The following is an 8,348-nucleotide window of genomic DNA, read 5'->3' as shown; positions in this document are numbered from 1 at the left end:
GACCCGGTATGTACAACCGGGTCCGGTCCGTGCATACTCAAGGTGGGGTCAAGTCCTTTGTGTCTTGAGTTGGGGAACTAGAAGATGAGCTCTTTGGGGATTGAGCAAAAACTTCGCGTCGCGGTCGTGGACGATCACACAACTTTCGCGGAGCTGCTGTCGGATGCACTGAACCGGGAACCGGATCTGATCAACGTGGGCAGTGCCGCCAGCGTGGCGGCGGCGGTAGCTGTGTGCCGCCGGTCGCGGCCTGATGTGGTCGTCATGGATTACCACCTGCCCGATGGCGACGGACTGGGCGCTGCGGAGCAGATCCTCAAGACTGCAGCCCACACGCGGATCATTCTTCTCACGGGCAACCCGGCACCGAATGTTCTGGCGCGCGCGGCTGCGGCGGGCCTCTGCGGCTTCCTGGCGAAAGACGGCTCACTGTCTATCCTGCTTGAAACGATCCGGCACGCCAGGAACGGCAGCATGGTGGTCTATCCGTCCATGCTGAGCCAAAATGCCGCCACCGGCCGGGCCGCGGCGTTGGACCTGCCGGCGCTCACGGAACGCGAGCATCAGGTTCTGGCCCTCATGGCGGCCGGCCACGACGTCCGCACGAATTCCAGGAAGCTGGGCATCTCCCTGCACACGGGCCGGGGGTACGTGAAGTCGATTCTTTCGAAGCTCGGCGCCCACTCGCAGCTGGAGGCCGTCGCCACCGCACGCCGGTTGGAACTGCTGGACAGCGCGTATGAGCGCTGAGCCCACCGGCCCGGCCCGGCACAGCAACCTCGCCGAAGCGCACCCTGAGCCGCCCGGCCCGGAGCGCTCCGAGATGACAGCGGCCCTGCGGCGCTTCACGCTCTTCGGGCTCGCCGCATTGGTCATCGTCGCTGTTCCGGTGGTCATCGTCGCCCGCTCGCTCGCCGCGGACCATGCACTGGCCCACGCCGCCGACCGGACAGCGCAGATGGTCGAGCACGAATTCGCCCAGCACGTCAACGATGCGGTCCTGTCCGGCGATGCACAGGCGATGGCCACACTGGATGACGAGGTCCGTCCGATGATCGACGACGGCCACCTTCTGCACCTCAAGGTCTTGGATGCCGGTGGAACCATCGTCTATTCGGACGCCCGGGAACTCATTGGAGAGCAGTTCGCCCTACCGGGGGACGTCCCGCACCGCTTGCAGGGGAATGCGCCCGCCGGTCTCGTTAATGCTCATCTGGACTCGGGCGATGATCCCGGCCCGGGCCGCGGCGAACGTGTCGAAGTCTACCTGCGCGCCCCGGCCGGCAACGGGGAGGACTACGTCTTCGGGCTGCACTATCCTGCCGACCAGATCAACCGAATGCAGGACGAGATGCTCGGCCTTCTGCCGGTCATCCTGCTTGCCCTGGCCGCGTTGCAGCTGCTCCAGTTGGGACCTGCCGTCCGCATGGGCCGCCGTCTGCAACAGGGCGGCGAGATCCGGCGACGGTTGCTGCAGCAGTCGATGGCCGCGTCCGAGAATGAACGCCGGCGGCTGGCCCGGACCCTGCACGATGAAGTGATCCAAGAGCTGGCCGCACTGGCCTACAGTCTGGAATCACGGGAACAGCAGCAGGCTGCACCGGACAGCGAATTCCACTCGCTGACTAAGAGGATTGTGCAGGGAAATATTCGGAATCTGCGCCGTATCACGCTGGCGTTGTATCCGCCGGACCTGTCGGCGGCGGGGCTTCCGGCTGCGTTGGATGGGCTAGGCGACCTGGTCCGCCAACGCGGGGCGGGTTGGCACTTGGAAACCCGGATCCCGGATCCGTCGGTCGTCGCCCAACCGGAGCTGCTCTACCGTGCAGCCCGTGAGGCTGTTACCAACGCATCCAAGCATGCGGGCGCGCGGCTGGTTGCAGTTGCGCTGGAGGACCGGGGCCACGAAGTGGTGCTGGAAGTTGTCGACGACGGCGTCGGCTTCCGCCCGGACGATGCCACCCCGGACGGCCACCTCGGCCTGCGCATCATGCGCGACACAGTGCGCGAGGCCGGCGGTTCGCTGATTATTGAATCTGCTCCACATGCCGGGACAAGGATCGTGGTCACCGTCCCAACCGGAAGGCGGGCCTTTGAGCGCCAGGCCAAAGCCGCCCAGGCGGTCGAGGAAACGGCTGACGCCTGAGCCCGCGAGGTCCGGCTGCATCCACGGAAGCGGGCCCATTGCGGGGCCCGCTTCCGCGTAATGGACGGTGAAGCCGCTGCCTAGATCTCGGCCCCCTCCAGCAATTCGGTCACCAAGGCCGCAATGGGAGAGCGCTCGGACCGCGTGAGGGTCACGTGGCCAAAGAGCGGATGACCCTTCAGTGTCTCGACGACGGCGGCGACACCGTCGTGGCGCCCGACGCGCAGATTGTCACGCTGTGCCACGTCGTGGGTGAGGACGATCCTGGAGTTCTGGCCGATCCGGCTCATCACCGTCAGCAGTACGTTCTTCTCCAGGGACTGCGCTTCATCGACAATGACGAACGAGTCGTGGAGCGAGCGGCCGCGGATGTGGGTCAGCGGCAGCACTTCAAGCATGCCGCGGTCCATGACTTCCTCAACGACTTCGTTGGAGACCAGGGCGCCGAGCGTGTCGAACACCGCCTGGGCCCACGGGTTCATTTTTTCCGATTCGGAGCCCGGCAGGTAGCCCAGTTCCTGTCCCCCGACGGCGTACAGCGGCCGGAACACCACCACCTTCCGGTGCTCGCGACGCTCCAGCACCGCTTCCAGCCCGGCACAGAGCGCCAGCGCGGACTTGCCGGTTCCGGCCCGTCCGCCGAGCGAGACAATACCAACTTCCGGATCCATCAGCAGATCGATTGCCAGCCGCTGCTCCGCGGAACGTCCATGCAGCCCGAACACGTCACGGTCGCCCTTGACCAGGCGCACCTGCTTGTCCGCTCCCACCCGGCCGAGCGCAGACCCGCGGCTGGAGAGCAGCACCAGCCCGGTGTTGGCGGGCATCTGGGCCGCGTCCGGGATGAAGACCGGCTCGTGTCCGTACAACGTGTTGACGTCGTCGTCAGACACATCCAGTTCCGCCACGCCGGTCCAGCCGGAGTCCTTGACCAGTTCGTTGCGGTACTCGTCTGCCTGGAGTCCCAGAGCAGACGCCTTGACCCGCATTGGAAGGTCCTTGGACACGACGGTGACGTTGCATCCTTCGTCGGCCAGATTCTTCGCCACGGCCAGGATCCTGCTGTCATTGTCGCCGCCGCGGAATCCGGCCGGCAGCACTTCCGGTGAAATATGGTTGAGCTCCACCCGGAGGGTGCCGCCTTCCTCGCCCAGCGGGATGGCATGGTTCAGGCCTCCATGCTGCACACGCAGGTCGTCCAGCAGGCGCAGCGCCTTGCGTGCGAAGTACCCCAGCTCCGGATCGTGCCGCTTGCCTTCCAGTTCAGTGATCACCACCACCGGCAGGATGACCTCGTGCTCGGCAAACCGCAGCAGTGCCCGCGGATCCGACAACAAGACAGAGGTGTCCAGGACAAACGACGCACGCATTGTTTCCGGTTCGCCGGCGGAAACAGGACGACCGGCCGAGGCGGCAGCGGGCTGCTTCCTTGGTCCGGTCGTAGCGGCAGGGCGCGGATACTTGCTGGCGGTCATGCTTGCTCCCGTCCGGAGCGCGATGGCTCCGACTTTTCTGAAGCGGGGCGTGGACGGTAGGGCCACCAGGCCGAAACCGGCCTCCCCCGATGCTGCTCTCGCTCTGCGCATCACACTGGTGGCCTTCCGATCAATCCGCGGAGTGCTGACTGATAGTCCTAAATTACGCGGTTGTGATTCGCCGCGACAAGACCCCGGGATAAACCGTTTGCATGAATACTGGGTGAAGACAGCGGCGCGGCGGCGCCGCCACCTCCCCTCGCGGGCGTCAGGCGCCGAAGCGGCGCTGCCGGCTGGCGTAATCGCGCAGCGCGCGCAGGAAGTCCAAACGCCTGAAATCCGGCCACAGCGCCTCGCAAAAGTAGTACTCGCTGTAAGCGCTCTGCCACATCAGGAAGCCGGAGAGCCGTTGTTCGCCGGAGGTCCTGATCACCAGGTCAGGATCCGGTTGTCCGCTGGTATAGAGGTAGCGGGAGATATCGTCGACGGTCAGCGCGGCGGCTACGTCCGCCAGGGTCTGTCCTTCTCCCTCGGCATGGCGCAGCAGGCCCTTGACCGCGTCCACGATCTCCCGGCGGCCGCCGTACCCGACGGCCACATTCACGTGGACGCCGTCGACAGCAGCGGTCTGCTCCCCGAGATCGCGGAGTTTCGCGGCGAGGTCGGCCGGTAGCGTCTCCAGTGCCCCGACCGGATGGACGCGCACATTCTTTCCTTCACCCAACCGGTCCAAGGTGTTGCCAATGACACCCAACAGTTCGCGCAACTCGTCCTCGGAGCGGCCCATATTGTCCGTGGACAGCATGTACAGCGTCACCACTTTGACGCCCAGGTCGCCGCACCAGCCGAGGAATTCCAGGATTTTGTCTGCCCCGGCCTGGTGCCCTTCCCGCGTGGGCGCACCGGCCAGTCTGGCCCATCGCCGGTTGCCGTCAACCACCACACCGATGTGGCCGGGGATACGGTCGGGCGCCAATGAACGCTGCAGGCGCCGCTCGTACAGGCGGTACAGGACGCCGGGAAGAGACACAGCACCCCGCCTTCCTGATCGCCCGTTCACGACTTCGAATTCTATCCTCCCGGTCGACCGGTTCCGCACAGGCCGCTGGTTACCCGCCGGTAACCAAGGGTGTGGCGGCCGCTAGAATGTGCGCATGAGTGAACACGGCGCTGCGCCCAGGGGGCCCGGGTACCGGGTGGACCACGAGCAATCCCCCGCACGGAAAGAGGCGACGGACGGACCGATCGAACGGACCGTAGAGCAGGTAGCCGATGCACTGAATATCAAGCCAAAGTTCCGAGGCTGGCTGCATGCCGGAGCTACTCCCCTGGCACTGGCCGCCGGGATCATCCTCGTTGCACTGGCGCCCACAGCCGCAGGCAAATGGGCTTCTGCGCTTTACGCGCTCACCGGCCTGCTGCTCTTCGGCATCAGCGCCGTCTATCACCGCGGCAACTGGGGCCCCAAGGCGAAGCTGATCCTCAAGCGCCTGGACCACACCAACATCATGCTGGTCATTGCCGGTACCTATACCCCGCTAGCCTTGGCGCTGCTGGAACCAGGCAAGGCCACGCTGCTGCTGTGGCTGATCTGGTCCGGGGCCATCGCCGGCGTGGCGTTCCGGGTGCTCTGGCCCCACGCACCACGCTGGCTCTACGTCCCGGTCTACTGTGCGCTGGGGCTGGCCGCACTGTTCTACCTGCCCGACTTTTTCGCGGCCAGCCGTCCAGCGGCAGTGCTGATCTGCGCCGGTGGTGCTTTGTACATCGCCGGTGCTGTGGTTTACGGGATGAAGCGGCCGAACTTTTCGGTCACCTGGTTCGGCTTCCACGAGCTCTTCCACGCCTTCACCGTGGTGGCCTTCGTGTGCCATTACATCGCCATCATGATCGCAGTGCTTGGCTACGCCGGCTGACAGCCGGCCGGCTGATCGGAGTGCGCCGGGCTCAGCCTGCGGCAGCGCCCAGTTCTGCCAGCAGCTCGCCGACGGTGGCGGCCGGGCGCCGGCACACCATGCCCCGGCACACGTACGCCAGGGCGCCGTCCGCCGGGACCGGCTTGTCCGCCAGCAGTGGGGCCGCCCCCTCCGTCCGCCCTGCCGAACCGGGACGGGCGATGACCAGCCCCGGACTGCCGGTTGCGCGTGCGGCGGCAATCAATCCAGTGGCCGCGTCCGGTTGCCCGGTGACGGCCAGTTCAACTGGCCCCGCTGCCACTGCCTGCGCCACAGCAAGGCCCCATCCCGCTGCACGCGGTGCCCGAACGGCAATCCGGTCCAGATACCCGAGCAGCCGACCGGCCAGGTCCAGGTGCCGGCCCGAACCGCTGTAGGCGGCATAGGTAGCCAGCGCGCCGGCGAACAGGCTGGTGCCGCTGGGCGTTGCGCTCTCCAGCGGATCTGCCGGCGGCACGGCCCCGGCTGCAGCAGCTACCTGGGCGGCAGGCACCGACTGGTCAGTGAGCATGCCGTCACGCAGGAACACGTCCTCCGCGCGCAGCACCAGTGCTTCGGCGGCGGCGTACCAGCGCGGCGCGCCAGTGGCCGCATACAGCGAAAAGAGTCCCTCCGCGCAGCCGGCGTAGTCCTCCAGCAGCCCTTCGAAGGGCTGGGCCAAACTGTCGTGTGACACACGGGCCAGGCGGCCGGAGCCGTCCAGATGCACGGACAGCAGGTAGTCGCCAGCCGTTTCGGCGGCCGCCACGAGGTCCGGCCGGTGCAGCATCTCACCCGCTTCAGCCAGTCCGGCCACTGCGAGCCCGTTCCAGCCGGCAACAACCTTCTCATCCCGTGCAGGCTGCGTTCGCCGTTGCCTGGCCGCCAGCAGGACCGGGCGCAGCCCGTCCCAGCGGCGCTGTTCGTCGGGGTCCAGCAGTCGTCCCGGGTGCAGGGTCGAATCAGTGGCGGTCACCTTGCCGCGCTCTCCCACACCCATCACGGACGCCACCCAGGCACCGTCGTCGTCTCCCAGCAGGTCCAGCAGTTCTGCCGGCGACCACAGATAGGTGGCGCCTTCATAGTGGACGCCGTCGACGACGGTGTCGGCGTCGAGGGAGGATGCGAATCCGCCGTCCCCTAATTGCAGCCGGTCCACCATCCAGTCTGCCGTACCGGCTGTCACGGCACGTCCCACGCTGCGCTCTGCCTCGACACGGGACTGGGCAGCCCATTGGGCATAGGTGCGCAGCAATTGGACGTTGTCGTACAGCATCTTCTCAAAGTGGGGCACCGACCACTGTCGGTCCACCGCGTAGCGGGCAAATCCGCCCTCGACCTGGTCGTACAAGGCCGACCCGGCCATGGCGGACAGCGTACGGGCGGACAGTGCGGCGGCCTGCTCCGCTGAGTCGGAGCGTGCGGCGGCCGCATGCCGGAGCAAGAAATGCAGCACGGCGGACGGCGGGAATTTGGGCGCCCCGCCAAACCCGCCGAAGACGGTGTCCTCTTGGTCGGCCAGAACCCCAACCGCCTGTTCGAGTACGGCGTCGAGTACGGCGCGGCGGTCCGCTCCCCGGCTGCCGGCGGGCACCTGCACCGGCCCAGGACCGGCTGAGGGGACCTGCACAGCGCCGTCAAACCCCGGCACGCCGCCGCCGGGTTCCCACCCGCCCCCCTCAGGCCCCGGCGCGAGGTGCCCGAGGAGCTCCCGGTTGGCTTCGCCGACCTCGGCTAAAGCATCGGCCAGCGATGCTGCGGTGGTTTCGACGGCGCCGCGGCGCTGCTCCCAGGCTTCGTGGACGGCCTCGAGCACCTGGCGGAACGACGGCTGGCCCGGCAACGGACGCGGCGGGAAGTACGTGCCGGCATAAAAGGCCCGGCCGTCCGGCAGTGTGAAGACGCTCATCGGCCAGCCGCCCTGGCCGGTCATCAGCTGGGTTGCCGCCATATAGACGTTGTCAACGTCCGGACGTTCTTCCCGGTCCACTTTGACCGGGATGAAATGTTCATTCAGGTAGCGGGCGGTGGCCTCGTCCTCGAAGGATTCACCGGCCATCACATGGCACCAGTGGCACGCCGCGTAGCCTACCGAAACGAAAACAGGCACGTCTCGAAGACGTGCCTGTTCAAAGGCCTGGTCATTGAACGGCCACCAGTCCACCGGATTGCCGGCATGCTGCCGCAAGTAGGCCGAAGCCTCTGAGCGCAGTCTGCCGGCCACGGTCAGTCCCCGCGGTCCGGGCGGCCCGGGCCGCCGCTATGTTCGTTCGTCCCGCCGGTGGCGGTGCCGCCGTCGGCGTACCGCTCGCTGCCCCCGGCGGTGGAGTCCGTTCGGTCAACCGATCCGGCGCCCGCCTCCGGTGTACCCGTGAGGCTGTTCTCTTCCACCTGCGAGCGGTAGCGGACCCGCCGGATACGCCGGCTCATGTCCCAGATCAGGAAAATCACCACGGCCGCCAGCGCAAAAGTAAAGAAGAAACCCCAGGGCCCCGGCGAAACCTGGTCAGCGTCGAGTCCGGGCCGGAGCGTGGGTTCGCCGGCACCGGCGGCGACGGAGGCGAGAATCTGGATCAGGGGCAAGTTCAGTCTCTTTCTGGCTGCGTCGCGGAAGCAAGGTTCCGGCGCTGGTTGGCTGCAAGCTCTATCTTATGCCCGCAAAGAAATCGGTTTCGGGCACGTTGGTCTCGACCCGGGCGTGGATGAGGGAAAAATCCTCCCAGGGCCAGACCGTCCGTTGCATCTCTTCAGAGACCGCAAAGAAGAAGCCGGAGGGCTCCACCTGGGTCCGGT

At 66.8% G+C, this 8,348-nt stretch carries 7 protein-coding genes and 1 pseudogene; 3 read left to right on the top strand and 5 right to left on the bottom strand.

The window, feature by feature from the left end; translation table 11 throughout:
- The first annotated feature begins 84 nt into the window (after positions 1-84).
- Both AC5RWT_RS31580 and AC5RWT_RS31575 read left to right on the top strand, forming a co-directional pair.
- On the top strand, positions 85-750 hold the full coding sequence (locus AC5RWT_RS31580) for a response regulator (RefSeq protein ID WP_494083662.1): 666 nt from the start codon (positions 85-87) through the stop codon (positions 748-750).
- Positions 740-2,146: a sensor histidine kinase gene (locus tag AC5RWT_RS31575; protein ID WP_494083661.1), complete on the top strand. Its 1,407-nt coding sequence runs from the start codon at positions 740-742 to the stop codon at positions 2,144-2,146. The genes AC5RWT_RS31580 and AC5RWT_RS31575 overlap by 11 nt, the downstream gene beginning before the upstream one ends.
- An 80-nt stretch (positions 2,147-2,226) precedes the next feature.
- On the opposite strand, the gene phoH2 is transcribed toward AC5RWT_RS31575, so the two are convergent.
- Together phoH2 and AC5RWT_RS31565 are read right to left on the bottom strand one after the other, a co-directional pair.
- Positions 2,227-3,516 (bottom strand): RNA 5'-3' helicase PhoH2, encoded by a 1,290-nt coding sequence (gene phoH2 / locus AC5RWT_RS31570; protein ID WP_494083663.1) that lies wholly within the window; start codon positions 3,514-3,516, stop codon positions 2,227-2,229.
- A 373-nt stretch (positions 3,517-3,889) separates the two neighbouring features.
- Complete coding sequence (locus tag AC5RWT_RS31565) at positions 3,890-4,651, bottom strand: isoprenyl transferase (protein ID WP_494083660.1); 762 nt, start codon at positions 4,649-4,651, stop codon at positions 3,890-3,892.
- A 124-nt stretch (positions 4,652-4,775) separates the two neighbouring features.
- Between AC5RWT_RS31565 and trhA the strand changes: the two genes are divergently transcribed.
- A complete protein-coding gene (trhA, locus tag AC5RWT_RS31560) occupies positions 4,776-5,537 on the top strand; it encodes a PAQR family membrane homeostasis protein TrhA (RefSeq protein WP_494083659.1) in 762 nt (253 codons plus the stop codon).
- A gap of 31 nt (positions 5,538-5,568) precedes the next feature.
- Here the strand turns inward: trhA and AC5RWT_RS31555 are convergent, their stop codons facing one another.
- From AC5RWT_RS31555 to AC5RWT_RS31545, 3 genes and pseudogenes are all read right to left on the bottom strand, one after another.
- Positions 5,569-7,779, bottom strand: coding sequence for a thioredoxin domain-containing protein (locus AC5RWT_RS31555; protein WP_494083658.1), 2,211 nt, complete (start codon positions 7,777-7,779; stop codon positions 5,569-5,571).
- Between the two features lie 2 nt (positions 7,780-7,781).
- Complete coding sequence (locus tag AC5RWT_RS31550; protein ID WP_494083657.1) at positions 7,782-8,138, bottom strand: hypothetical protein; 357 nt, start codon at positions 8,136-8,138, stop codon at positions 7,782-7,784.
- 61 nt (positions 8,139-8,199) lie between these two features.
- Positions 8,200-8,348, bottom strand: a pseudogene (locus AC5RWT_RS31545) (mycothiol conjugate amidase Mca); the annotation flags it as partial.

Source organism: Arthrobacter sp. Dra40, assembly GCF_059091905.1.
This window is presented reverse-complemented; position numbering and strand designations above follow the sequence as displayed.

Coding starts and splice junctions, on each gene's coding strand:
- AC5RWT_RS31580 (WP_494083662.1), top strand. CDS start 85: ATGAGCTCTTTGGGGATTGAGCAAAAACTTCGCGTCGCGGTCGTGGAC.
- trhA (WP_494083659.1), top strand. CDS start 4,776: ATGAGTGAACACGGCGCTGCGCCCAGGGGGCCCGGGTACCGGGTGGAC.
- AC5RWT_RS31575 (WP_494083661.1), top strand. CDS start 740: ATGAGCGCTGAGCCCACCGGCCCGGCCCGGCACAGCAACCTCGCCGAA.
- phoH2 (WP_494083663.1), bottom strand. CDS start 3,516: ATGCGTGCGTCGTTTGTCCTGGACACCTCTGTCTTGTTGTCGGATCCG.